The sequence below is a fragment of the Microbacterium sp. K36 genome, assembly GCF_004794355.1.
GTDB classification, from domain to species: Bacteria; Actinomycetota; Actinomycetes; order Actinomycetales; family Microbacteriaceae; genus Microbacterium; species Microbacterium paraoxydans_D.
The window spans coordinates 1-22654 of the sequence record NZ_SSDN01000050.1; the positions used below are offsets into that span (position 1 = coordinate 1).

Here is a 22654-nt window from a genome sequence, read left to right on the forward strand (position 1 = left end):
CCCCCTGGGTCCCTGAGCCTGTCGAAGGGTCCATCCGCACGTCCAACTGCACGGGGATGGGGGAGCGGCTGGCGAGCGCCGACAGTGCGGCGTCCAGGCCGCGGTCGTCGAGCACCGACGCGTGGATGCCTCGCGCGAGCTGCCGCAGCTCCGTGATCGCCGCCTTGGTCGACGTGTGCGCCTCGGAGATGAGCTCCTTCGCGGCGTCGGGATCGGTGTCGATCTTCTGCTGCGCGAGCCCGAGGGTCATCCCGACGGACACGAGCCGCGGCTGGACGCCGTCATGGAGGTCGCGTTCGATCCGCGTCCGTTCCAGGTCGGCGGCGCGGACCGCTCCCTCCCGCTGGGCGGTGGATGCCCGCACACGCTCGGTGAGCTCGACCTCCCGCGCCCGGGCGACGATCGCCAAAGCCAGCGTGCGAGCCAGGAGGGCGAGGCCGATGATGCCGGCGGCCGAGGCGAGCGCACCGAGGATGCCGATCAGGGGCGCCCAGGACACCGGGATCTGCCCGCCGCCGAAGGGACCGATGGTCGTCTCGGACGAGGTCAGCGGCGCGAAGGCGATGATGATCGACCAGAGGAGGGCCCAGAAGAGCCGCAGCACCACGAAGCCGAGGACGGCGGTGATCGCGAAGTTCGCGACCGCGCGCCACATCCGTCCGTCGATGGCCTGCCGCCCGAGTGAGCGGAGCCAGCCGCCGAAGCCGGGACGGTCCCGCGGCTGGAGCCGGAGCGGGGTGTTCGGCACGCGGTACAGGCCGGCGACGCGGGCGATCTCGAACCAGCCCACGCCGAAGAGCGCGTACACGAGGCCCACGAGTACGACGATGCCGACGCCGAAGACGAAGAGGAGTCCGAGCCCGGTGCCGAGGAGGCCGCCGAGCATCCCGAAGATGCCGCCCCCGATCACCCCGACGCCGGCGAGGTGCAGGATCGTGAGCGGGATGCGCAGCGGCGGCTTCCCGGTCGCAGCGGCCTGGGGGGTCGCAGTCTGTGTGGTCATGCTTCCACGGTAGGGCCGCCGCGCGACCTCGCCCACCGAGTCAGCCGGACACTCCTGTTCGGGTTTTCCCTACCCCGCCGAAACCCCGCTCTATCGCCGAAACCCCGGCCTGCATCGGTGCGCAGGCCGGGGTTTCGGCGGAAAGGCGGGGTCTCGGAGGCTCAGTTCGACATGAAGCCGACGAGCAGCCCTCCGGTGACCTTCACGGCCAGGTTGTAGATGCCCGCGACGACCGCACCGAGCACTGTGAACACGATGAGGTTGAGGATCGCGACGACGGCGGCGAACGCCATGACCTGCGGCAGACCCACGAGCTCCGACAGCGGGATGGCGCCGTCGGTGAAGCTGCGCACGAACTCGTCGGCCGTGGACATGATGCCGGTGGCCTGGAGCACGAGGAAGATCAGGAAGAACGACACCATCGTGACGACGGCCAGTGCGACCGCTCCCAGGAAGGAGAGCTTCACGGCGGACCAGAAGTCGACGTAGACGAGCCGCAGACGAACCTGCTTACCGCCGGTCTTCCGTGTCGACTTCTTCGCCAGCTTGTCGGCCACTGTGCTCATGCGTCTGTATCCTCGGGTGTCTCAGTCGTCTGGGGGGCCTCGGCATCGGCATCCGGCTCGGTCTCCTCTTCGGTGAGACCACGCTCGCCGTTCCGGGCGATGGCGAGGATGCGGTCGGCCTCCGTCGTGCGGGCGAACACCACTCCCATGGTGTCGCGACCCTTGGCGGGGACCTCGGCCACGGCAGAGCGTACCACCTTGCCGCTGGACAGAACCACCAAGACCTCGTCGTCCTCGGAGACGATCAGACCACCCGCGAGAGTGCCCCGATCGTCGTTCAACTTGGCGACCTTGATGCCGTATCCGCCGCGCCCCTGGACCCGGTATTCCTCGACGGCGGTGCGCTTGGCATAGCCGCCGTCGGTGACGACGAACACATACTTCCCGGGTGCAGCGACGGAAGCGGACAGCAGGCTGTCGCCCTCGCGGAACTTCATGCCCTTCACACCGGCGGTGGCGCGACCCATCGGGCGCAGGGCCTCGTCGGTCGCCTGGAACCGCACCGACATGCCCTTGCGGCTGATGAGGAGGATGTCGTCCTCGGCGTTGACGAGGAGGGCGCTGACCAGTTCGTCCTCGTCGTTCAGCCGGATCGCGATCACGCCGCCCTGACGGTTGGTGTCGTAGTTGTCGAGACGGGTCTTCTTGACGAGGCCGTCGCGCGTGGCGAGGACGAGATAGTCGGCCACGGCGTAGTCGCGGATGTCGAGGACCTGCGCGATGCTCTCGTCCGGCTGCAGCGCGAGGAGGTTCGCGACGTGCGTGCCCTTCGCATCACGCCCGGCCTCCGGCACCTCGTACGTCTTCGCGCGGTAGACCCGGCCCTTGTCGGTGAAGAACAGCAGCCAGTGGTGGGTCGTCGTGACGAAGAAGTGCTCGACGATGTCGTCGGCGCGCAGCTGGGCGCCCTTGACGCCCTTGCCGCCGCGGTGCTGGGAGCGGTAGTTGTCGCTGCGCGTGCGTTTGATGTAGCCCTCGCGCGTGACGGTGACGACCATCTCCTCTTCCGCGATGAGGTCTTCCATCGACACGTCGCCGTCGAAGCCGTGCAGGATGTGCGTGCGCCGCTCGTCCCCGAACCGGTCGACGATCGCGGTGAGCTCCTCGCGGATGATCGTCCGCTGCCGGCCCTCGTCGGCGAGGATCGCCTTGTAGTCCGCGATGAGCGCCTCGAGCTCGTTCGCCTGGTCGATGATCTTCTGACGCTCCAGCGCGGCGAGGCGACGGAGCTGCATCTGCAGGATGGCATCGGCCTGGACCTCGTCGATGTCGAGGAGCTTCTGCAGACCCTCGTTCGCATCCTGCGTCGTCTGGGAACGGCGGATGAGCGCGATCACCTCGTCGAGCGCGTCGAGCGCCTTCAGATAGCCGCGCAGGATGTGCATGCGCTTCTCGGCCTCGTTCAGCCGGAACTGCGTCCGTCGCACGATGACGTCGATCTGGTGGGCGATCCAGTTCGAGATGAAGCCGTCGATCGCGAGCGTCCGCGGAACGCCGTCGACGATCGCGAGCATGTTCGCGCCGAAGTTCTCCTGCAGCTGCGTGTGCTTGTAGAGGTTGTTCAGCACCACCTTCGCCACGGCGTCGCGCTTGAGCACGACGACGAGGCGCTGACCCGTGCGGTCCGAGGACTCGTCGCGGATGTCCGCGATGCCGGTGATCTTGCCGTCGCGCGCGAGGTCGCCGATCTTGACGGCCACGTTGTCGGGGTTCACCTGGTACGGCAGCTCGGTGATGACCAGGCAGGTCCGCCCCTGGATCTCCTCGACGTTGACGACCGCGCGCATCGTGATCGAGCCGCGGCCGGTGCGGTACGCCTCGTGGATGCCCTTCGTGCCGAGGATCTGCGCGCCGGTCGGGAAGTCCGGTCCGGGGATGCGCTGGATCAGCCCGTCGAGCAGCTGCTCCCGGGGGAGGTCCGGGTTGTCCAGCGCCCAGAGCGCGGCATCGGACACCTCGCGGAGGTTGTGCGGCGGGATGTTGGTCGCCATGCCGACCGCGATGCCGACCGAGCCGTTGACGAGGAGGTTCGGGAACCGGGACGGCAGGACCGTCGGCTCCTGGGTCTGGCCGTCGTAGTTGTCGGCGAAGTCGACCGTGTCCTCTTCGATGTCGCGCACCATCTCCAGCGCGAGAGGGGCCATCTTCGTCTCGGTGTACCGCGGCGCCGCCGCTCCCATGTTGCCGGGGGAGCCGAAGTTCCCCTGACCGAGAGCGAGTGGGTAGCGCAGCGACCACGGCTGCACGAGGCGGACGAGGGCGTCGTAGATCGCCGAGTCGCCGTGCGGGTGGTACTGACCCATGACCTCGCCGACGACGCGGGCGCACTTGGAGAACGACTTGTCCGGGCGGAATCCGCCGTCGTACATGCCGTAGATCACCCGGCGGTGCACGGGCTTGAGACCGTCGCGGACGTCGGGGAGCGCGCGGCCGACGATGACCGCCATGGCGTAGTCGAGATAGCTGCGCTGCATCTCCGACTGGAGATCGACCTGGTCGATCTTGCCGTGCTCGTGGCCCTCGGTGATGTCGGGGCGTTCTTCGTCAGTCATGTGTCTTTCCTGGTTGGCTGAGCTTGTCGAGGCGTCGGGTCCCCTGGCACACGCTCGAGGACCCCGCGGTGATCAGATGTCGAGGAACCGGACGTCCTTGGCGTTGCGCTGGATGAAGCTCCGACGCGACTCCACGTCCTCGCCCATCAGCACGCTGAAGATCTCGTCTGCGGCGGCGGCGTCCTCGATGGTCACCTGGCGGAGCGTCCGGGTGGTGTGGTCCATCGTGGTCTCCCACAGCTCCTTGGCGTTCATCTCGCCGAGACCCTTGTAGCGCTGGATGCCCGCGTCCTTCGGGATGCGCTTGCCGTTCTCCAGGCCGTAGGCCAGCAGCGCGTCGCGCTCGGCGTCACTGAACACATACTCGTGCGCCGCGTTCGACCACTTCAGGCGGTAGAGCGGGGGCATCGCGAGGTACACGAAGCCGGCCTCGATGAGTCCGCGCATGTAGCGGAACAGCAGCGTGAGCAGCAGGGTGGTGATGTGCTGGCCGTCGACATCGGCATCGGCCATCAGCACGATCTTGTGGTACCGCGCCTTCTCGATGTCGAACTCCTCGCCGATGCCCGTGCCGAAGGCCTGGATCATCGCCTGGACTTCCTTGTTGCCGAGCGCCTTGTCGAGACGCGCGCGCTCGACGTTGAGGATCTTGCCGCGCAGCGCGAGGATCGCCTGCGTGTGCGGGTCGCGACCCTGCACCGCCGAACCGCCGGCCGAGTCTCCCTCCACGAGGAAGATCTCGCTGATCGACGGGTCCTTGCTCGTGCAGTCCTTGAGCTTGTCCGGCATCGCCGCGGACTCGAAGACGCTCTTGCGACGGGCCGTCTCGCGCGCCTTGCGAGCGGCGAGCCGCGCGGTCGCGGCGTCGATCGCCTTGCGGATGACGTTCTTCGCCTGGTTCGGGTTGCGGTCGAACCAGTCGCCGAGCTGATCGCCGACCACCTTCTGCACGAAGGCCTTCGCCTCGGTGTTGCCGAGCTTGGTCTTGGTCTGCCCCTCGAACTGGGGCTCGCCGAGCTTGATCGAGATGACGGCGGTCAGTCCTTCGCGCACGTCGTCGCCGGAGAGGTTGTCGTCCTTCTCCTTGAGGAGGTTGTTCGCACGGGCGTAGCGGTTGACGAGCGTGGTGAGCGCCGCCCGGAAGCCCTCCTCGTGCGTGCCGCCCTCGTGCGTGTTGATCGTGTTCGCGTAGGTGAACACGTTCTCGGTGTAGGACGTGGTCCACTGCATCGCGACCTCGAGGGAGATCTTGCGCGTCGTGTCCTCCGACTCGAAGGCGATGATCTCCTCGTTGACGACCTCGGCGTGACGCACCTTGTTCAGGTACTCGACGTAGTCGACGAGGCCGCGCTCGTAGAAGAAGACGTCGCTCGGCTGCTTCGTGACGGCCTGGCCGTCCTCCTCGGTCTCGTACGCGGAGTCCGGACGCTCGTCGGACAGCTCGATGCGCAGTCCCTTGTTGAGGAACGCCATCTGCTGGAACCGGGTGCGGAGCGTGTCGTAGTCGAACTCGACGGTCTCCTGGAAGATCTCCGCGTCCGGCCAGAACGTGATGCTCGTGCCGGTCTCGTCGGTGGCCTCGCCCTTCTCGAGCTTCTGCTGTGGGACGCCGCCGTCGGCGAAGCTGTGGCGCCAGACGAAGCCCTTCTGCTTGACCTCCACGTCGAAACGGGTCGACAGGGCGTTCACGACCGAGGAGCCGACGCCGTGCAGACCGCCGGAGACGGCGTAGGCGCCGCCGCCGAACTTGCCGCCCGCGTGCAGGATCGTGAGCACGACCTCGACGGTCGACTTCGACGGGTCGGACGAGTGCGGGTCGACGGGGATGCCACGACCGTTGTCGACGACACGCACCCCGCCATCGGCGAGGAGGGTGACGAAGATCGTGTCGGCGTAGCCGGCCAGCGCCTCGTCCACCGAGTTGTCGACGATCTCGTAGACGAGGTGGTGCAGTCCCCGCGGACCGGTTGAGCCGATATACATGCCGGGGCGCTTGCGGACGGCCTCGAGTCCTTCGAGGATCTGGATCGAGTCGGCGCCGTACTCACCGGGCTGCTGCTTCTTCGGTGCGGGTGCCGCCGATCCTCCGGCCTGTGAGCCCGACGAAGCGTCGTTGTTCGGTTCCGTCTCGTCAGCAGGGGATTCAGGCGTCATCAGAGGGCATTCTCCAGATCGATATCTCGAACTCCCATTCTAGCGGGGTTTCGAGTCGAAATGCCGCTCAACGGCCGCGTGTGGCCCTCTGAGCGTTTCGGACCCCTCGCATGGTGCCCTACCCGTAGGTATCGCGCGGGCCCCGCCCTGGAACGGCTCTGGGACCCCATTTCCACGAGGGGACGTCCGGTCCGATGAAGCGGAGGTTCTCCACTCCCGCTTCCGGATACCGCCGACCGATCTCGGTGAGGATGGTCGCGCGCATGAACTGGAGGTTCTTCGCCCAGGCCGTGGAATCGCATTTGACCGTGAGCAGCCCGCGCTCGAGCGACACCGGTTCCGAGTGCTTCGCGGTGTCCGCCCCGGCGAGGTCGGCCCACTGGCGGACGAGGTCTTCCCGGGCGAGCGTCGTCTCCCAGCCGGACTCGCGGCTGAGCGTGTCAAGGACAGCGCCGAGGCTTCCCGGATCGCGCCCGGGGGTGAACGGCGCGTTGTCGTCGTCGACGGTGATCCGTCGCTTGCGCTTCCAGTTCTTGGCGCTCGGCTGGAGCCCCCGCAGTCGAAGGTAGGTGGCGACGGTCTCGGGAGCCTCCGGCGCGGCCGCGCTGTCGGTGAGCACATCAGTCATGACTCGCACCGTCCTCTCCCTGCGATCGGTTCCGTTCGTCGCTGATGGTGCCCGCCGCGATGCGGACCACGTGAGCATGGAGCACGTCGGGGATATCCTCCTCCACCGCCGCGGTGACCACCACCTGCTCGTAGCCCGCGGTGAGGGTGGCGAGCCGCTGGCGCCGATCCGCGTCGAGCTCGGCGAAGACGTCGTCCAGGATGAGCACCGGGTCGCCGGCGGGGGACTCGCTGCGCAGGAGCTCTGCGGAGGCGAGACGCAGAGCGAGTGCGACAGACCAGGACTCGCCATGTGAGGCATAGCCCTTCACGGGGAGGTCGCGGACGCGCAGCACGAGATCGTCGCGGTGGGGTCCGGTGAGGGTGAGGCCGCGGTCGAGCTCGTTCGATCGCTTCGCGGCGAGGGAGGCGCGGAACATCTCGGCGATGCGGCGGGTGTCCCCCCGCACGTCGTCGACGGGGGCGGAGCCCTCCGGGTCGTCCCGATCGTCGTCGTCCTCCGGATCGCCGCCGGCGACGGACAGCGCCCAGTCCAGCTGCGGCCGGTGGTCCGCGCCCGCGATCGCCGCGTAGGCGTCGGCCACCGGCTGCTGCAGGTCGGCGGCCAACCGCTGCCGCGCGGTGATGATCTCCGATCCGAGGGACACGAGCTTGTCGTCCCAGACGTCCAGGGTGCTCAAGGCCTCACCGCGGATGCCCCGCGCCCGTGCCGACTTGAGGAGGGCGTTGCGCTGCTTGAGCACGCGGTCGTAGTCGGCCAGTACCGCGGCGAGACGCGGGGTGCGCTGGATGAGGAGCTGGTCGGCGAACCGGCGACGGGCCGACGGGTCGCCCCGGACGATCTGCAGGTCTTCCGGCGCGAACAGCACGACGTGCGCGTAACGAGGGAGCTCGTTGGTCTTCGACGGGGAGCCGTTGATGCGGGCCTTGTTCGATCCCTGCCGATTGAGCTGCACCTCGACCAGCACGCGCCGCTCGCCGTGGGAGAGCCGCGCCCGGATGACGGCGAAGTCCTGACCGTCCCGCACCATCGGAGCGTCGGTGGACACGCGGTGCGACCCGAGCGTCGCGAGGAAGACCACCGCCTCGGCGAGGTTGGTCTTGCCCTGACCGTTCCGCCCGACGAGGACGTTGGGCCCTCGTTGCAGGGCGAGTTCCGCGGTCGCGTAATTGCGGAAATCGACCAGGCTGAGGTGCTCCACAATCACGGAGCCAGCCTACCTTCCGGGTCGGACACTCCCTCGGGGCGAGAGCTCGCGCTCAGCGCAGGAGCAGGTTGGGCTGCAGCAGGTACTTGAACGAGTCCAGGCCGGCCTGGTCCACCGAGGTCTGGCTGGTGATGAGGACCGGGCTGAGCTTGTTGGCGTTGTCGCTGGAGGTGAACGTGACCCGCACGAACTCGCTCTTGACCGCGCCGAGGGCTTCGATGAGGTACTGCGGGTTGAGCCCCAGGGTCACCTCGTCGCCACCGGAGAGGATCGCGTCGACCGACTCGGACGCGCGAGCGTGCTCGCTGCCGGACGCGTCCATCGTGACGCTGTCGGTCGAGAACGTGAAGCGGAGCGGAGCGGCGCGATCGAGCACGAGGGACACACGGCGGACGGCCTCGATGAGATCGGCGGTGTTGACGACGGCGTAGTGGTCGGTCTGCTCCGGGAAGAGGCGTCGGACCGGGGGGAAGTTGCCCTTGATGAGCAGCGAGGTCACTGTCTTGTTGCCGGCGGTGAACGCGATGATCTCGCGGTCCCCGGCCCCCGAGAACGCGATCTGGATCGTGCCGGCGTGACCGAAGGTCTTCCCGACCTCGACGAGGGTGCGAGCGGGGACGAGCGCGGTGGCCTCGACGGCCTCGCCGTCCCACGGCACGTCGCGGAGCGAGACCCGGTAGCGGTCGGTGGCGACGAGGCTGAGCGTGTGGCCGGTGACCTCGAGCTGGACACCCGTCAGCACGGGAGTCACATCGTCGCGGGATGCCGCGAAGCCGACCTGCGCGATCGCGGTACCGAACTCGTCGGCGGGGACCACACCGGAGGATCCGGAGACCTCCGGGATCGACGGGTATTCCTCGACCGGCATGGCGGCGAGCGTGAAGCGCGCCGAGCCGCAGGTGACGGCGATCCCGCCGTCATCCTCGACAGCGATCTCGATGGGAGCGTTCGGGAGGCGGCTCGCGATGTCCGAGAGCAGGCGGCCGTGGACGAGGATCGTGCCCGGGGTCTCGACCGTCGCCTCGATGGTCGTCCGCGCGGAGGCTTCGTAGTCGAAGGCCGAGAGCGTGAGTCCGGAACCATCGGCCTCGATCAGGACTCCGGCGAGGATCGGCTGCGGATTGCGCTGGGGGAGGAGCTTGACGACGAAGGACACAGCCTCGCTGAAGACATCGCGGTTGACCTGAAACCTCACGGGTGCTCCCTTGTCGTCGAACATGACGGGTCGTCGTCGGGTCCTGCCAGTGCAGGGAATCCCATGCTAGCCCCACAGTCCTGCGCTTCCCTACGCCGGAGGTCTTGTCATGCCTCGGACGGTTCTCCCCACCGTCTGGTGATCGGATCGCACCCTGAATGACTTAACTCCTTAACGGTGTTAACAGTTGTGGATACTGTGGATAACTCGGTGGAAAGCAGACGCGAGTAGGGAACTACAAGCCTGTCACTTGTGGAGACCCTGAGGAATCCGCGGGTGGAGAGGGGGCTGTCAGCATTCCACGGTCCCGCGGTTATCCACAGGTTTCCCCGATCGCCCCACATCCGGCACGGCGCGTTCCACGGTCATCCACAAGTTATCCACATGTGCATAGACGCATCTATCCGGGCATGCAGGTGGTCCGGGAACGCCGAGAGGGACGCCATCCGGTATCGGATACGGCGTCCCTCCCCTTGGACAGGTCGTCAGCGACGACCGAGCTGCGTGGTGATCTCGGTCACCTGGTTGTAGATGGAGCGGCGCTCTTTCATGAGCTCGCTGATCTTCTTGTAGGCGTACATGACGGTCGTGTGGTCGCGGTTGCCGAACAGCTGACCGATCTTCGGGAGGGAGAGGCTGGTGCGCTCACGACAGAGGTACATGGCGATCTGCCGCGCGGTGGCGATCTGCTGTGACCGGCTGGAGCCGTAGAGGTCGTCGACGGTGAGCTTGAAGTACTGGGCGGTCGCCGTGATGATGTCCGTCGGCGAGATGATGTTGTCCTCAGCCGTGTCGATGATGTCCCGCAGGACGGTCTGGGCCAAGGAGATGTCGAGGGCCGAGCGGTTCAGGCTCGCGAACGCGGAGACGCGGATGAGCGCTCCCTCCAGCTCACGGATGTTCGAGGACACGACCGTGGCGATGTACTCGAGCACCTCGTCGGGGATGTGGAGGGCTTCGCTCTGCGCCTTCTTCCGCAGGATGGCGATACGGGTCTCGAGATCGGGCGCCTGCACGTCGGTGATGAGGCCCCACTCGAAGCGGCTGCGCATGCGGTCCTCGAAGCCTGTCAGGTGCTTCGGCGCGACATCGCTGGTGATCACGACCTGCTTGTTGTGATCGTGCAGCGTGTTGAACGTGTGGAAGAACGCCTCCTGCGTCTCCGCACGCCCCTGGAGGAACTGGATGTCGTCGATGAGGAGGATGTCCACCTCGCGGTAACGGGCCTGGAAGGCGGCGCCGCGGTTGTTGGCGATGGAGTTGATGAAGTCGTTCGTGAACTCCTCGCTGGAGACGTAGCGCACCTTGACCCCGGCGTAGAGGGACTGCGCGTAGTCGCCGATGGCGTGCAGGAGGTGGGTCTTGCCCAGTCCGGAGTCGCCGTAGATGAAGAGCGGGTTGTAGGCCTTGGCCGGCGCCTCGGCGACGGCTACGGCGGCCGCGTGGGCGAAGCGGTTGGACTGGCCGATGACGAAGTTGTCGAAGGTGTACTTCGGGTTGAGTCGTGACTCGTGGCGTAGCGCCGTCGGCTGCTCCATCGGCGACTCGGCGCGCACCGGATCCTGCCGACCGTAGTCCGCCACGGCGATGGGGGCGGTGGGCTGATCGGCGAGCTCGTGGTTGACGACCACCCGATACGACGTCACCTCCTCGCCGACATGGGCGAGGGCCTCCATGATGGGCAGGCGCAGACGTTTGTTGATCTGCGCCGCGGTGAGGTCGTTCGGCACCTCCAGGTACAGCGTCGCCGACATCACGCCGGCCGGTACCGCGAGGCTCAGGAAGCCCTGGAGCTGCGGGGTGACCCGATCATCGGATTCCAGCAGCTCCTGCACCGTGGTCCAGATCGGGACATCGGGCTGGGCTGGTGAGGACATGGTGCTCCGGACGACGGATCGGGAAGGGGAGCGCGGGAGAGGCTGCCCTGTGGATAACTACGGATGCCCACGCTAGTCATCGGCGTCGGGAACGGCAACCTGCCGCAGAGAATCAGGTCGCGTGGCGGTTCGGTCGGTTGCTCGGGGTTGTGGATAGCTCCTGTGTGGAGGGGAGCCGGGCGCCGTCAGTCGGCGTCGTATTCGCAGCGGACCGTGCCGGAGTCCGACGTCTTCTCGACGACCAGGTCATCGTTCCAGTGGTTCCCTCGAGGAACACCTTTTTCTGCGGCGGCGACCAGAGTCCGAGCAGCAAGACGACCAGCAGGACGAGCGCGAGGATGAGGGCGGCGACGGCCCCGGCACGGCACTCTCCGCTCACGGCGGTCCGGGTAGCATATCGACGGCCGGATGGCGCCCTCGCGCGCGGAGCGGCCGAGAACGGTCGCGCGGTAGATTTGCCCTGCGCGCCGCCAAGACGTACCCTTAATCGGTTGACTTATGCCTGTATGGCAGTTCCCTATGTCTCCGGTCGAAGTGAATCCGGTGGCAGCATTCCCGGAGTGATCTCATGAGCAAGCGCACCTTCCAGCCCAACAACCGTCGTCGCGCCAAGAAGCACGGCTTCCGCGCCCGCATGCGCACCCGCGCCGGTCGTGCCATCCTCTCGGCACGCCGCGCGAAGGGCCGCACCGAGCTCTCCGCGTAAGCAGCTGTGCTCGCCCGCCCGTTCCGTTTGACCCGCGGGAGCGACTACCGACTGGTCGTTCGACGCGGATCGCGTTGTGGCGGGGCCCGCGTCCTCACCTCCATGCTGGTGACGGGCGAGAGCAGGGCAGCGCGGTTCGGTTTCATCATCAGCAAGCAGGTGGGCACCGCAGTGGTGCGCAACACCGTCCGTCGGCGACTCAAAGCCGTCTGTGCGGAAGCGTTGCCGCGTGTTCCGCAGGGCACGGATGTCGTCATCCGTGCCCTTCCTGCATCCGCGACCGCGTCGTACGCCGAACTCCGCAACGACGTTCATCGCTGCCTGGCTCGGCTCACGCCGGCCGAGGCGGCATCATGACCGCCTTGCCGGCGTCCTCGGTGGGGTCTGGGGAGATGCGCGGGCGAGACGTGGTCCGGAGCATCCCACTCCTGCCGCGCAACGCCTTACTCGCGTTCCTCGCGGGGTACCGCAAGGTGATCTCGCCGATGTACGGAGACGTGTGTGCGTACTACCCCTCCTGTTCCGCCTACGCTGTAGGTGCGGTGCAGCAGCACGGCGCCGTGCGGGGGGCTCTGCTCTCGGCGTGGCGCATCCTCCGCTGCAATCCCTGGTCTCGCGGAGGCGTCGACGACGTCACACCGCATCGACACTTCCGCTACGACCTGACCGCTCACGGTTTCGTCGTCCCCTCCCGAAAGGACTGATCGGTGGGTCTTGACCTTCTGTTCGCCAGTGCCACCCCCAGCCCGGAACCGGCATCCGGCGGATTCGATCTGCTCGGAACGATCCTGTGGCCGCTGAAGTGGGTCGTCGAACTGATCCTCGTCGCCTGGCATTGGCTGCTGACGGCCGTCGGCCTCCCGGCGGCTTCCGGCATCACCTGGGTCCTCTCGATCGTCGGCCTCGTGATCGTGGTCCGCGCGGCGCTCATCCCGCTGTTCGTGAAGCAGATCAAGAGCCAGCGCAAGATGATGGAAATCGCTCCTGAACTGCGAAAAGTGCAGGAGAAGTATCGCGGCAAGAAGGACCAGCTCTCTCGTGAGGCGATGAGCCGCGAGACGATGGCGCTATACAAGAAGCACGGCACGACGCCGATGTCGAGCTGTCTGCCGCTGCTCGTGCAGATGCCGATCTTCTTCTCGCTCTACAGCGTGCTGAGCGACGTCAGCAAGCACGCGACGCAGGGCATCGGCGGTGTCGGACTGCTGAGCCCTGAGCTCACGCAGGAGTTCTACGACGCCAAGCTCTTCGGCGTCGCCTCGCTGCACGAGAACCTCGGCAATGCGATCGAGGCCCAGAACGTCACGGCGATCGTCATCCTGGTCACCCTGGTCGTCCTGATGATCGCGTCGCAGTTCTTCACCCAGCTGCAGATCATCTCGAAGAACCTCTCGCCGGAGGCCAAGACCGGCCAGGCGTACCAGATGCAGAAGATCATGCTCTACGTGCTGCCGCTGGGCTTCATCTTCTCCGGTGTGTTCTTCCCGCTCGGCGTCGTCGTGTACTGGTTCATCTCGAACCTCTGGACCATGGGGCAGCAGTTCCTTGTCATCCGCGAGATGCCGACGCCCGGTTCCGAAGCGGCCAAGGCTCGCGAGGAGCGCCTGGCGCGCAAGGGCAAGGCCATCGACTCGTCGGGCAAGGTCGTGCCGATGTCGGTGTACGAAGCCGAGCAGCAGCGTCTGCTGGAGCAGGCGGAGAAGGCGAAGGCGGAGGCCCCGAAGCGGCAGCAGCCGGTCGGCAAGAAGCGCGCGAAGAAGAAGGGGAACGCGTCATGAGTGAGGTCGTGATCGGAAGCGGCGAGCCCACGGTGGCGCAGCTCGAGAACGAGGGCGATGTCGCCGCCGACTACCTCGAGGAGCTGCTCGACATCGCCGACATCGACGGCGATCTGAACCTCGACGTCCGTCAGGGACGAGCCTACGTCTCGGTCGAGGCCGAGGGTGATGGCCTCGCACTGCTCTCGGCTCCTGACACCGTGCAGGCATTGCAGGAGCTGACCCGGTTGGCCGTCCAGAACAAGACCGGCTCGTTCTCGCGTCTCATCCTCGACATCGGTGGTTCGCGGGACGCGCGCCGCCGCCAGCTCGTGACCCTGGTCGAGGCCGCCGCGGCCAAGCTCGATGAAGGTTCCTCGCAGGCGTCGCTGCCCGCGATGTCCAGCTACGAGCGCAAACTGGTGCACGACATCGCCGCCGAGCGAGGGCTCGTCTCCGAGTCGTACGGCGAGGGCGCGGACCGCCACACGGTCCTGCGCCGTCACTGACGTACCGAAGGCGAGTACTGGCGGATGTCTGAGACGAGCGATTCCGGCGAGAAGACCGTCGAGCAGGAGCCGGCCGTTGCTGCCGAGCTGTTCGGAGACCGCCTGGAGATCGCTCGGCGGTTCACGAACTCCCTTGCACGTGAGGGGGAGGAGCGGGGTCTGATCGGACCGCTCGAGCTGCCCCGCTTGTGGACCCGTCACATCCTGAACAGCGCCGTCGCCGCACCACTGTTCCACGGTTCCGTGGCGGACATCGGGTCTGGTGCTGGACTGCCCGGTCTGGTGCTCGCGATCGCCCGCCCCGACGTGTCTTGGACACTGGTGGAGCCGATGGAGCGTCGGATCAACTGGTTGACGGAGCAGGTGAACGACCTCGGGCTCTCCAACGTCACAATTCTCCGGGCGCGTGCGGAGGACGTCCGAACGAAGGGTGCCTTCGACGTCGTCACAGCTCGCGCGGTGAGCGCACTGCGTACCTTGATCCCACTGACGGCTCCGCTGGTGCGCGATGGTGGCGAACTCGCCCTCTTGAAGGGCATGAACGCCGCCAACGAGATCGAGGCGGCGCGGAAGCAGATCGCGAAGTTCAAGCTTTCCAACGTTCGCGTCGAAGTTCTGGGTGAAGGACTGCTCCCGGAGACGACTCGGGTCGTCCGCGCCCAGGTGCGCTGAGGACGCGCGCGTTTCACGTGAAACACTGCCGGTTTGGCGGGCCGGTGGTGCGCGCACCCTCGCGCCGGGTGCGAGTGTCCGTGCTCTTTGGTAGGCACGACAGTCTGATCCGCGGGGCCGATACCCTCTCGCCTGCTGACGCGTGGGGGTGAGCGCCAGGTGGGCGATGTTTCACGTGAAGCGGCGAGGAGACGTCGGTGCGGTGCGTGGGGAGCGGACTCGACAGCGTGAAGTGTGGGCAATCGTTCGCCTGGGGGATAGCGTCGGTGCGATATCACGCCAGTTTCGGCTGCGATGGTCCTGGATCGGTGACCGACCTCTGTCGGGGGCCCGCGCGTGCTCGACTCGTCGGTGCGGCGGAGAGGACCATGCATCGCGAGAGCATCTCACCGGGGCGGTCGGGGGAGTGCCTCGTCGGAGCAGGCCCGCCCCGGAGTAGACCCGAGCCGATAGACGCCGACAGAGCCGTCCCGGGCGTGGGGGAAGCCGTTGACGGGTATTCTCATCACGGTCTCTGACACTTCACGGAAGGCGGGGGGACCGACGGCACCTCGACTGATCAAACCCGGCAGCGCGGAGCTCTGTCCTCAGGCGGCCCGGAGGTCAGGAGCGGTGTTCTCCTGCGAGGTCATTGGCGGCGCTCCGCGTCGTGTGGCCTTCAGACCGACGCCGGCGTCCGTTCGTGGTGGCGAGTCACCGATCGAGCGGTGCTGTCTTCTGAGCTGCGGCACAGAGAATCGCGGAGCGAAGAGGCTCCCCTGAGTAAGACAGGGGCCCGGGGTCATGACCGACGCGGTCACATCAGACACACCACCGTTTCACGTGAAACGTCGCTCACTTCGCGTCTAGCGAGCTATCGAGCGCGGCCTCCCTCGACCGCCCACCGTCTTCAATCTCTTGACCTGGCGCATTCCAAAGTGGAGGAGGCGTGTCGGTACGACAAGTGTAATGATCGAGTGTTTCACGTGAAACGCTCGGGGTCTCCTCGGGGGGCCGCCACAGTGCTGGGTGTACGTCGCTGTGCGGAGGAGTGCCGGTCCCGTGGGTGCGTGGGTGGCAACGGTGAGCGTGGCGTCTGGCAGGGGGCACTTTCACATGCACCGGGCTCCGTGCCCTCCCTCGCGGGAGTCGATGTCACCCGCGGGCTCTCGGCGGGCAGGAAGGTCACCCGGTCGGCGAAGCCACCGCAGGGGTTCCCCGTTGCTCTCTCCTGTGTGATCGCAGAGGTCCTGGTACCAAGGGTCCGGGCAGTGACGTTCGGGGGTGTGCCCCGGAGACTGGAGTCGAGCCCTCGAGTGGCCATCCCGTGGGGGAGTGCGATGCCGGGCTCCGCCGCGAGGGAGATTGCGGGATGCCTCGTCTCATTCGTCGTCCGACGAGACTCGGGGTCACCGGGTCCGGCGTCGACGTCCGATGGTGTGTGTCGTTGGGTAGAGGGGTCAGGTGAACGAGCGCCCCTCTCACGGGAGTGAGCTGTGGGGCCCCCGACTGCTGCACCACACGATCTCTCACGCCGCGTGCGTATGTTGTACGGCGAGAGACTCGGTGTCACCGGTGCTGGCCTGGCGTTCGATGGGGTGTCGACGTGTAGAGGGGCGCGGCGCGCGGGCCTCTCACAGGAGGAATTGACTTTTGTACCTTCGGGGGCTGGCGCAGCAGTGCTCATGCGGCGTCTCGTGTGTCGTGCGGGAGAGACTCCGGGTTACCGCAGCTGGCCGCGAGGCGCAACGGTGTCAGTCGATGAGCGGAGCGGGCCCCGCGATCGGTCTTGCTGCGGGGTGGGCAATGGTGTCACCGGCCGCCGCGGTGGCAGACGTGCCGTGATCCCTCGTCTCCAATGTGGCGCGCGCTGGGTATTCGAGACACGGTCGTTCGACACACGTCAGACACGGTGCTGATGGCGTCCGTGGGTGGGCGACGCCACGTCGTCCGGAGCCCGCTCCCGCGCAGGGAACTCCGTCAGTTCCGCGCCCAGCATCGGGCGCGGGTGTGCTCCCTCGTCGCGGATCGACCCCAGCTGTGCCTGGGGAACACGTCCTCTCGCGTGCCCGAGATGGTGAACCGGATGAATACACCGCAGGACGGGGGCTGTTTCACGTGAAACGGAGCGCGATCGGGCGGGGGATGGGAGGTGACCGGTCGATCTGAGGGTTCTCGGAGCCCGCCGGGGTGCCGAGAAGGACGCAGTCATGGATTCACCCGACGCGCGGACGACATCCGGCGTCAAAGGCCGGGGGGTGGGTGCCCATGGGAGGTGGGGGCGTCGGGTCCCGGATCGTGACTGAGGTATCGGACTAGCCCCGCAACGCCGGTGCACGGGGTGTCTCTTCGTGCTCCGTCGGCATCGAGTTGCACGAAGCCACTGGCGACGAGGCCCGCCTTCAGCTGGCCCTGTTTGAAGCCCTCGTTTCACGTGAAACGGACAGGGTTGGAGCTCACTGGCCACATGTATGCGGAACTGCGCGGACTGCGAGCATCTCTGCCCCCGGTCGTGCCTGTAATCCGAGGTCGGTCGCTGCGATTAGAGTGGAACGCGGCCCCGAAAGGAGTGGATGTTTCACGTGAAACAGTCCGAGAAGGCATCATCGAACGAATCGTTCGGGATGGACACCCCCCTCGCGCGAGAAATCGCGGATCTCTCCGTTCGCCGCCGCGCGCTCGAAGCAGTCACCGTGGAGTTCGGGGGAGAAACACGCATCCTGACGGTGTCGAACCAGAAGGGCGGCGTGGGTAAGACCACGAGCGCTGTGAACATCGCATCCGCGCTGGCTGGTCTCGGAGCGAAGGTCCTCGTGGTCGACCTGGATCCTCAGGGGAACGCCTCGACCGCTCTCGGTGTGCCGCACAACGCCGACACGCCGAGCGTCTACGACGTCCTCATCGACGAGTTCCCCCTCGCGGAGATCGTGCAGCCGAGCCCGGAGAGTCCGAACCTCTTCTGTGCGCCGAGCACCATCCACCTCGCCGGCGCTGAGATCGAGCTCGTCGCGCAGGTCGCGCGGGAGCACCGCCTGCGCCGCGCCCTGGAGGACTACCTCGCGGACCATCCCGTCGACTTCGTCATCATCGACTGTCCTCCTTCTCTCGGGCTCCTCACGATCAACGCGTTCACCGCGGCGAACGAGGTCTTCATCCCGATCCAGTGCGAGTACTACGCCCTCGAGGGCCTGAGCCAGCTGCTCGGCAGCATCCAGATGATCCAGAAGCACCTCAATCCGGGCCTCCATCTCTCGACGATCCTCCTGACGATGTTCGACGGCCGGACGCGGCTGGCGCAGCAGGTGGCAGAGGAAGTCCGGTCCCACTTCCCGTCTCAGGTGTTGGACACAGTGATTCCGCGCTCCGTTCGCGTGTCGGAAGCCCCCAGTTTCGGCCAGACGGTCATCGCCTACGACGGTCAGTCCGCCGGAGCGATCGCCTACCGTGAGGCCGCCGTCGAGATCGCGTCGCGACAGACGCAGAGCAAGGAGAAATAATGGCGAAGCGCACCGGACTCGGCCGCGGCATCGGAGCCCTCATCCCAACGGCGGACCAGACGGAACGTCCCGTCGACGTGTTCTTCCCCGGCGCGAAGATCGCCCCGGTGTCCGAGGCCCCCTCGACGACCACCGACTCCGCCCCCGAGACCGAACTCGAGGCGGTGCCCGGGATCCATCTGATCCAGGTCGACCCGCAGGCGATCGTCCCCAACCCTCGCCAGCCGCGCACGCACTTCAACCCGGAGGACCTCGCGGAGCTCGTCCACAGCGTCCGCGAGTTCGGTGTGCTGCAGCCGGTGGTCGTGCGGAAGAACGGTGACGGCGAGTACGAGCTCATCATGGGGGAGCGGCGCACGCGGGCTGCCCGTGAGGCGGGACTCGAATCGATCCCGGCCATCGTCCGCGACACGGCCGACGAGGACCTCCTCCGGGACGCGCTGCTGGAGAACCTCCACCGCTCGGAACTGAACCCTCTGGAAGAGGCATCGGCCTACCAGCAGCTCCTCGACGACTTCGGCATCACGCAGGAGGAGCTGGCCACGCGCATCGGGCGCTCCCGTCCTCAGATCAGCAACACCATCCGCCTGCTCAAGCTCCCGGTCCCGGTGCAGCAGCGGGTGGCCGCCGGCGTGCTGACCGCGGGGCACGCCCGCGCGATCCTCAGCGTGGATTCTCCGGAAGCGATGCAGCGTCTCGCGGACAAGGTCGTCAACGAGGACCTGTCCGTTCGCGCGACGGAAGAAGCCGCCAAGTCGCAGCCGTCTGCAGGCAAGACCCCGAAGCCGACACCTGGTGCGCGTCGGGCGTATCTGGACGAGGTCGCCGGCAAGCTCGGCGACCGCCTCAACACCCGGGTCCGGATCTCCCTGGGTGCACGGAAAGGCCAGGTCACGATCGATTTCGCATCGATCCAGGACCTGAACCGCATTCTCGAGGAGCTCGGTGAAGAAGGGTACGGCTCCGCGCGGTGACCGCGCCCCTGGTCGGGGCTGGCATAGACTCGCGTCATCTTGACGATGCGAGGGGGATGTCATGTCCAGACCAGCTGATCCAGCGACTATCAAGCGTCGCGTGATCGCCGTCAGTATCGCGGCGGCTCTGGGTGGATTCCTCTTCGGATTCGACACCGCGGTGATCAACGGCGCCGTCGACGCTCTGGCCGGAGACGTCTCCGGATTCGATCTCGGCACCGGCCTCAAGGGCTTCGCGGTATCGTCGGCCCTGATCGGCTGCGCCGTGGGCGCCTGGTTCGCAGGACCCGTATCGAACAAGTTCGGTCGCATCCCCGTGATGGTGGTCGCCGCTGCCATGTTCTTCGTCTCGGCGATCGGCTCCGGCCTCGCGTTCAGCGTCGTCGATCTCATCATCTGGCGTGTGATCGGCGGCCTCGGCGTCGGTGCGGCTTCGGTGATCGCACCCGCATACATCGCAGAGGTGTCGCCGGCAGCGATTCGCGGCCGTCTCGGCTCGCTGCAACAGCTCGCGATCGTCCTCGGCATCTTCGCCGCACTGTTGTCCGATGCCCTGCTCGCCGGTATCGCGGGGGAGGCGGACCAGCCCCTGTGGGGCCTGACCGCGTGGCGATGGATGTTCATGGTCGCGGCCATCCCCGCGCTCGTCTACGGGTTGATGTCGTTGCGGCTGCCGGAGTCCCCGCGCTATCTGGTGCGCAAGGGCGAGGTGAAGCGCGCCGCGGAAGTCCTCCAGACCGTCACGGGGACGATCGACACCGACGCGAAGATCAAGGAGATCACGGGCACGATCGACACGGAGCGCTCCGAGTCGCTGCGGGACCTGCGAGGAAGCCGTCTCGGGCTCAAGCCGATCGTCTGGGTAGGCATCCTGCTGTCGGTGTTCCAGCAGTTCGTCGGCATCAACGTCATCTTCTACTACTCCACCACGCTGTGGCAGTCGGTGGGCTTCGACGAGTCCAGCGCGCTCCTCACCTCCGTCATCACGTCCGTCACGAACATCGTCGTCACGATCGTCGCGATCCTCCTCGTCGACCGCATCGGGCGTCGGATCATGCTGCTGGTCGGCTCGGTCGGTATGACGGTGACCCTCGGGCTCATGGCTCTCGCGTTCTCGTTCGGCACGCTCGACGCCTCCGGAACCGCGACCCTCCCCGACCCCTGGGCCACCGTCGCCCTCATCTGCGCCAACGGCTTCGTCGTGTTCTTCGGTGCGAGCTGGGGCCCGTTGGTGTGGGTGCTCCTGGGCGAGATCTTCCCGAACTCCATCCGTGCCGGTGCTCTGGCCGTCGCCGCGGCGGCGCAGTGGGTGGCCAACTTCTTCATCTCGACGACTTTCCCGGCGTTCGCCGAGATCGGCCTCACGTTCGCCTACGGCTTCTACGCGTTCTTCGCGCTGCTGTCGTTCTTCTTCGTGTTCTTCAAGGTGCCGGAGACCAAGGGCCGCGAGCTCGAGGACATGAGCGAGGATGCGAAGGTGGAGCGCCGACCCCGTCGCGCGCGCGCGTAGGCTGGAGGGATGACCGAAGCCGTCCCCCGTCGCGCCAGCCTGGAAGTGCTGCGCGCCGAGGCGTCGGACGAACTCGCCGTCCTCGTGCAGGAGCGCCTGCTCGGCGGCGAGGACCCGTGGGAGTTCATGGAGGAGCTGCCCAGCGTCGACGAACTCGTCGTCTACCTGCTCCGCGCCGACAACATCGCCGCGAACGATGGTGTGCGTCCGAACGCCGCGCGACACTACCGCGTGCTGCGACAGATCGCCCTGGAATACCCGGAGCTCACCCCGGCCGTCTGGGGGCTTCTGGACGAGAAGCAGCGCCACCGTCGCTGGGACCCGCGCATCGCCGACGCCTCCTGACGCCGATGCTCCTCGTTCTCTCCTGACCCGTGGCGGACCAGTTCGGGCGGCCCGGGGAATGCGAGAAGGGCCGCACCCGGAGGTGCGGCCCTTCTCGTGGTCGTGGGGGGATCAGCCGAGGAAAGCGGCCAGATCCTGTTCGAGGGCGAACTTCGGCTTGGCGCCGATGATCGTCGTCTTGACCTCTCCGCCCTGGAAGACCTTCATCGCCGGGATCGACGTGATCTGGTACTTCATGGCCAGCTCCGGGTTCTCGTCCACGTTGAGCTTGAGGATGGTGATCTTGTCGGGGTTGTCGGACTGGATCTCGTCCAGCACCGGCGCGACCATACGACACGGACCGCACCACTCGGCCCAGAAGTCCACCAGCACGGGACCATCGGCCTGCAGCACGTCCTGCTCCCAGGTCGCCTGGCTCGTTGCCTTTGCACTCATCAGAGTTCTCCTTGTTCGAGGTTCGCCTGTTGCAACAACGGGCGGGGGGAAAGTGTTCCCGGCCGTGGTCAGGCCGTGATGACCTCGGCGGCCTCGGCCGCGGGGACCTCGACGGAGGAGTCCTCGAGGTCGGCGAGGAAGTGCTCGGCGTCGAGGGCGGCGATCGTGCCCGTCCCGGCGGCGGTGATGGCCTGGCGGTAGGTGGGGTCGATCACGTCGCCGGCGGCGAAGACACCGGGGACCGACGTGCGCGAGGAGCGACCGTCGACCCAGATCGTCCCCTCGGGCGTGAGCTCGAGCTTCTCGTGGACGAGGTGGGTGCGCGGATCGTTGCCGATGGCGATGAACAGGCCGTCGAGGGGCAGGTCGCGCAGCGAGCCGTCCTCCGTGGAACGCAGCTGCACGCCCGAGACGGCGTTGTCGCCGAGGATCTCCACGACCTCGCTGTTCCACACGAACTCGATCTTCTCGTTCGCGAAGGCACGCTCCTGCATGATCTTCGAGGCGCGGAGGGAGTCCTTGCGGTGGATGACGTACACCTTGTCCGCGAAACGCGTGAGGAAGGTGGCCTCCTCCATGGCCGAGTCGCCGCCGCCGACGACGGCGATCGTCTTCTGACGGAAGAAGAAGCCGTCGCAGGTGGCGCACCAGGAGACGCCGAAGCCGGAGAGGCGCTCCTCGCCCTCGATGCCGAGCTTGCGGTAGGCAGACCCGGTCGCGTAGATGATGGTCTTCGCCTCGTGGGTGGCGCCCGAACCGAGGGTGACCTTCTTGACGGGGCCGGCGACGTCAAGCTCGGTGACGTCGTCGTAGAGCACCTCGGTGCCGAACTTCTCGGCCTGCTCCTGGAACTTGGCCATGAGCTCGGGACCCTGGATGCCCTCCGGGAAGCCGGGGTAGTTCTCCACCTCAGTCGTGTTCATGAGCTCTCCGCCGACCTCGACGGAGCTCGCGATGAGCAGCGGCTCCAGGTTCGCGCGCGCCGCGTAGATGGCAGCCGTGAATCCGGCGGGGCCGGAGCCGATGATGATGACCTGACGCATGTGATCTCCGTTAGAAAAGCGGTGCCGTCGAAAGACGTCCGACTG

20 protein-coding genes are annotated in these 22654 nt (G+C 66.9%); 10 read left to right on the top strand and 10 right to left on the bottom strand.

Going from position 1 to position 22654, the window contains the following annotated elements; genetic code table 11:
• From DW296_RS04180 to dnaA, 8 genes are all read right to left on the bottom strand, one after another.
• A partial coding sequence (locus DW296_RS04180) for a sensor histidine kinase (protein ID WP_136051218.1) occupies window positions 1–1003 on the bottom strand: 1003 nt, incomplete at its 3' end.
• Window positions 1004–1164: 161 nt separating this feature from the next.
• Window positions 1165–1569: a DUF3566 domain-containing protein gene (locus DW296_RS04185; protein WP_025102877.1), complete on the bottom strand. Its 405-nt coding sequence runs from the start codon at window positions 1567–1569 to the stop codon at window positions 1165–1167.
• Entirely contained in the window at window positions 1566–4121 is a 2556-nt protein-coding gene (gene gyrA, locus DW296_RS04190) for a DNA gyrase subunit A (protein ID WP_136051219.1), read from the bottom strand. The genes DW296_RS04185 and gyrA overlap by 4 nt, the downstream gene beginning before the upstream one ends.
• Window positions 4122–4193: 72 nt before the next feature.
• Complete coding sequence (gyrB, locus tag DW296_RS04195; RefSeq protein ID WP_136051220.1) at window positions 4194–6275, bottom strand: DNA topoisomerase (ATP-hydrolyzing) subunit B; 2082 nt, start codon at window positions 6273–6275, stop codon at window positions 4194–4196.
• 118 nt (window positions 6276–6393) lie between these two features.
• Window positions 6394–6903 carry a DUF721 domain-containing protein gene (locus DW296_RS04200; RefSeq protein WP_071329766.1) on the bottom strand — a complete coding sequence of 170 codons (510 nt, stop codon included), beginning with the start codon at window positions 6901–6903 and terminating at the stop codon, window positions 6394–6396.
• Entirely contained in the window at window positions 6896–8110 is a 1215-nt protein-coding gene (recF, locus tag DW296_RS04205; RefSeq protein WP_136051221.1) for a DNA replication/repair protein RecF, read from the bottom strand. The genes DW296_RS04200 and recF overlap by 8 nt, the downstream gene beginning before the upstream one ends.
• Before the next feature lie 52 nt (window positions 8111–8162).
• Window positions 8163–9305: a DNA polymerase III subunit beta gene (dnaN, locus tag DW296_RS04210; protein ID WP_025102872.1), complete on the bottom strand. Its 1143-nt coding sequence runs from the start codon at window positions 9303–9305 to the stop codon at window positions 8163–8165.
• Between the two features lie 485 nt (window positions 9306–9790).
• Window positions 9791–11182, bottom strand: coding sequence for a chromosomal replication initiator protein DnaA (dnaA, locus tag DW296_RS04215; protein WP_060921326.1), 1392 nt, complete (start codon window positions 11180–11182; stop codon window positions 9791–9793).
• A gap of 568 nt (window positions 11183–11750) precedes the next feature.
• Here dnaA and rpmH point away from each other — a divergent pair.
• From rpmH to DW296_RS04265, 10 genes are all read left to right on the top strand, one after another.
• Window positions 11751–11888: a 50S ribosomal protein L34 gene (rpmH, locus tag DW296_RS04220; RefSeq protein ID WP_022879826.1), complete on the top strand. Its 138-nt coding sequence runs from the start codon at window positions 11751–11753 to the stop codon at window positions 11886–11888.
• Window positions 11889–11894: 6 nt separating this feature from the next.
• Entirely contained in the window at window positions 11895–12245 is a 351-nt protein-coding gene (rnpA, locus tag DW296_RS04225; RefSeq protein ID WP_136051222.1) for a ribonuclease P protein component, read from the top strand.
• Window positions 12242–12592: a membrane protein insertion efficiency factor YidD gene (gene yidD, locus DW296_RS04230; RefSeq protein WP_136051223.1), complete on the top strand. Its 351-nt coding sequence runs from the start codon at window positions 12242–12244 to the stop codon at window positions 12590–12592. The genes rnpA and yidD overlap by 4 nt, the downstream gene beginning before the upstream one ends.
• Window positions 12593–12595: 3 nt before the next feature.
• The gene (yidC, locus tag DW296_RS04235; protein WP_136051224.1) at window positions 12596–13666 is read left to right on the top strand and encodes a membrane protein insertase YidC; all 1071 of its coding nucleotides are present in this window, start codon (window positions 12596–12598) and stop codon (window positions 13664–13666) included.
• Complete coding sequence (locus DW296_RS04240; RefSeq protein ID WP_136051225.1) at window positions 13663–14154, top strand: Jag family protein; 492 nt, start codon at window positions 13663–13665, stop codon at window positions 14152–14154. Before yidC ends, DW296_RS04240 begins: the two co-directional genes overlap by 4 nt.
• A gap of 24 nt (window positions 14155–14178) precedes the next feature.
• The gene (rsmG, locus tag DW296_RS04245; RefSeq protein WP_136051226.1) at window positions 14179–14826 is read left to right on the top strand and encodes a 16S rRNA (guanine(527)-N(7))-methyltransferase RsmG; all 648 of its coding nucleotides are present in this window, start codon (window positions 14179–14181) and stop codon (window positions 14824–14826) included.
• A 2603-nt stretch (window positions 14827–17429) separates the two neighbouring features.
• A complete protein-coding gene (locus DW296_RS04250) occupies window positions 17430–18302 on the top strand; it encodes a ParA family protein (RefSeq protein WP_275091846.1) in 873 nt (290 codons plus the stop codon).
• Window positions 18302–19276: a ParB/RepB/Spo0J family partition protein gene (locus DW296_RS04255; protein WP_136051228.1), complete on the top strand. Its 975-nt coding sequence runs from the start codon at window positions 18302–18304 to the stop codon at window positions 19274–19276. Before DW296_RS04250 ends, DW296_RS04255 begins: the two co-directional genes overlap by 1 nt.
• A gap of 61 nt (window positions 19277–19337) precedes the next feature.
• A complete protein-coding gene (locus DW296_RS04260; protein WP_205807813.1) occupies window positions 19338–20786 on the top strand; it encodes a sugar porter family MFS transporter in 1449 nt (482 codons plus the stop codon).
• A 9-nt stretch (window positions 20787–20795) separates the two neighbouring features.
• A complete protein-coding gene (locus DW296_RS04265) occupies window positions 20796–21131 on the top strand; it encodes a hypothetical protein (RefSeq protein ID WP_062765879.1) in 336 nt (111 codons plus the stop codon).
• Between the two features lie 111 nt (window positions 21132–21242).
• Here DW296_RS04265 and trxA read toward each other — a convergent pair whose 3' ends face one another.
• Both trxA and trxB read right to left on the bottom strand, forming a co-directional pair.
• The gene (gene trxA, locus DW296_RS04270) at window positions 21243–21566 is read right to left on the bottom strand and encodes a thioredoxin (protein ID WP_025102859.1); all 324 of its coding nucleotides are present in this window, start codon (window positions 21564–21566) and stop codon (window positions 21243–21245) included.
• A 68-nt stretch (window positions 21567–21634) separates the two neighbouring features.
• Complete coding sequence (trxB, locus tag DW296_RS04275) at window positions 21635–22609, bottom strand: thioredoxin-disulfide reductase (RefSeq protein WP_136051230.1); 975 nt, start codon at window positions 22607–22609, stop codon at window positions 21635–21637.
• Window positions 22610–22654 lie beyond the last annotated feature (45 nt).

Excerpts from the sequence above, each read along its gene's own strand:
- DW296_RS04185 (WP_025102877.1), bottom strand. The coding sequence starts at position 1,569 with ATGAGCACAGTGGCCGACAAGCTGGCGAAGAAGTCGACACGGAAGACC.
- gyrA (WP_136051219.1), bottom strand. The coding sequence starts at position 4,121 with ATGACTGACGAAGAACGCCCCGACATCACCGAGGGCCACGAGCACGGC.
- gyrB (WP_136051220.1), bottom strand. The coding sequence starts at position 6,275 with ATGACGCCTGAATCCCCTGCTGACGAGACGGAACCGAACAACGACGCT.
- DW296_RS04200 (WP_071329766.1), bottom strand. The coding sequence starts at position 6,903 with ATGACTGATGTGCTCACCGACAGCGCGGCCGCGCCGGAGGCTCCCGAG.
- dnaA (WP_060921326.1), bottom strand. The coding sequence starts at position 11,182 with ATGTCCTCACCAGCCCAGCCCGATGTCCCGATCTGGACCACGGTGCAG.
- rpmH (WP_022879826.1), top strand. The coding sequence starts at position 11,751 with ATGAGCAAGCGCACCTTCCAGCCCAACAACCGTCGTCGCGCCAAGAAG.
- yidD (WP_136051223.1), top strand. The coding sequence starts at position 12,242 with ATGACCGCCTTGCCGGCGTCCTCGGTGGGGTCTGGGGAGATGCGCGGG.
- DW296_RS04240 (WP_136051225.1), top strand. The coding sequence starts at position 13,663 with ATGAGTGAGGTCGTGATCGGAAGCGGCGAGCCCACGGTGGCGCAGCTC.
- rsmG (WP_136051226.1), top strand. The coding sequence starts at position 14,179 with ATGTCTGAGACGAGCGATTCCGGCGAGAAGACCGTCGAGCAGGAGCCG.
- DW296_RS04250 (WP_275091846.1), top strand. The coding sequence starts at position 17,430 with ATGGACACCCCCCTCGCGCGAGAAATCGCGGATCTCTCCGTTCGCCGC.
- DW296_RS04255 (WP_136051228.1), top strand. The coding sequence starts at position 18,302 with ATGGCGAAGCGCACCGGACTCGGCCGCGGCATCGGAGCCCTCATCCCA.
- DW296_RS04260 (WP_205807813.1), top strand. The coding sequence starts at position 19,338 with ATGTCCAGACCAGCTGATCCAGCGACTATCAAGCGTCGCGTGATCGCC.
- DW296_RS04265 (WP_062765879.1), top strand. The coding sequence starts at position 20,796 with ATGACCGAAGCCGTCCCCCGTCGCGCCAGCCTGGAAGTGCTGCGCGCC.
- trxA (WP_025102859.1), bottom strand. The coding sequence starts at position 21,566 with ATGAGTGCAAAGGCAACGAGCCAGGCGACCTGGGAGCAGGACGTGCTG.
- trxB (WP_136051230.1), bottom strand. The coding sequence starts at position 22,609 with ATGCGTCAGGTCATCATCATCGGCTCCGGCCCCGCCGGATTCACGGCT.